Source organism: Pallidibacillus pasinlerensis (assembly GCF_009996845.1).
GTDB classification, from domain to species: domain Bacteria; phylum Bacillota; class Bacilli; order Bacillales; family Caldibacillaceae; genus Pallidibacillus; species Pallidibacillus pasinlerensis.
This window is the reverse complement of the sequence record NZ_JAACYS010000146.1, coordinates 1-1,234: the sequence shown is the minus strand read 5'-3', so window position 1 is coordinate 1,234 and position 1,234 is coordinate 1. Positions and strand designations below refer to the sequence as shown.

The window sequence follows — 1,234 nt, the reverse complement described above, 5'->3', positions numbered from 1 at the left end:
CTGACTAAATGGTAAAATTAAACGCTTTGTCTTGTTCAGTTTTCAAGGTTCAAAATGGAGCGGGTGAAGGGAATCGAACCCTCGACAACAGCTTGGAAGGCTGTGGTTTTACCACTAAACTACACCCGCATTATAATATTCCCTTAGAGTCGGGAAGACAGGATTCGAACCTGCGACCCCTTGGTCCCAAACCAAGTGCTCTACCAAGCTGAGCTACTTCCCGTTGATACTATCAAAAGCATTTTTATATATTACCATTTTTTTGTTTTGCGGTCAAGTGTTTTTTGGTGCGGTCGAGAGGACTTGAACCTCCACGGGATAAATCCCACCAGGCCCTCAACCTGACGCGTCTGCCATTCCGCCACGACCGCGTAGATTGTAATTGTAACACATTTTTTCTAATTTATGATATGGTAATTTTTGGAAAATGGTGAGCCGTAGAGGATTCGAACCTCTGACCCTCTGATTAAAAGTCAGATGCTCTACCGACTGAGCTAACGGCTCGTAATGAAATTCTCTTTAAAATCTTATGGTGGTTAGCTCTAATTTAGTTCATCTTCGACGTCCCAATTTCGGGAAGATTATTCAAAGATGTTTGCGAAATCGGTACGCTGAAGTAAAGCTTCGCAGTTTACTCATTCGTGCTCTACCGACTGAGCTAACGACTCATAAAATAAAAATGGCTGGGCTAGCTGGATTCGAACCAGCGCATCACGGAGTCAAAGTCCGTTGCCTTACCACTTGGCTATAGCCCATTGATTTAACAACATTAAGCAACTTCATGAAGTTGCACCGCAGAAAATTTTATTACGTTTGAGCAATCACCCTCGGGATACTTCAGTAATAAAATTTTCGACACATATTTATTTTTCATAAAGACTCCCATTGGGAAGTTTTTAAAAAATGACCCCTACGGGATTCGAACCTGTGTTACCGCCGTGAAAGGGCGGTGTCTTAACCACTTGACCAAGGGGCCAGGACATAAAAACTCCGCAGGTAGGATTCGAACCTACGACCGATCGGTTAACAGCCGATTGCTCTACCACTGAGCTACTGCGGAATGTGTCGTCATATCCGACATTAAGTATATTACACTATTCAATTTGGTTTGTCAACTTCTTTTCAAAAAAATTTTAGTTCGTAACAAACACTTATTAACTTGTGAATAGTGCTCGTTTACCGTTGCTTTATTATATTATCTCCTTTTATTATAAATGTCAACAAATAATTAACT

7 tRNA genes are annotated in these 1,234 nt (G+C 41.2%); all 7 read right to left on the bottom strand.

Annotation, left to right across the window (positions count from 1 at the left end):
- Window positions 1-55 precede the first annotated feature (55 nt).
- The 7 genes from GW534_RS15905 to GW534_RS15875 all read right to left on the bottom strand — a co-directional run bounded on the left by GW534_RS15905 (window position 56) and on the right by GW534_RS15875 (window position 1,060).
- A tRNA-Gly gene (locus tag GW534_RS15905) sits at window positions 56-129 on the bottom strand.
- Window positions 130-149: 20 nt separating this feature from the next.
- Window positions 150-223, bottom strand: a tRNA-Pro gene (locus tag GW534_RS15900).
- Between the two features lie 62 nt (window positions 224-285).
- Window positions 286-371 (bottom strand) — tRNA-Leu (locus GW534_RS15895).
- Between the two features lie 57 nt (window positions 372-428).
- Window positions 429-504 (bottom strand) — tRNA-Lys (locus GW534_RS15890).
- 176 nt (window positions 505-680) lie between these two features.
- A tRNA-Gln gene (locus GW534_RS15885) sits at window positions 681-755 on the bottom strand.
- A gap of 149 nt (window positions 756-904) precedes the next feature.
- Window positions 905-976 (bottom strand) — tRNA-Glu (locus tag GW534_RS15880).
- Between the two features lie 12 nt (window positions 977-988).
- Window positions 989-1,060: transfer RNA gene (locus GW534_RS15875), tRNA-Asn, on the bottom strand.
- Between the last annotated feature and the right edge of the window lie 174 nt (window positions 1,061-1,234).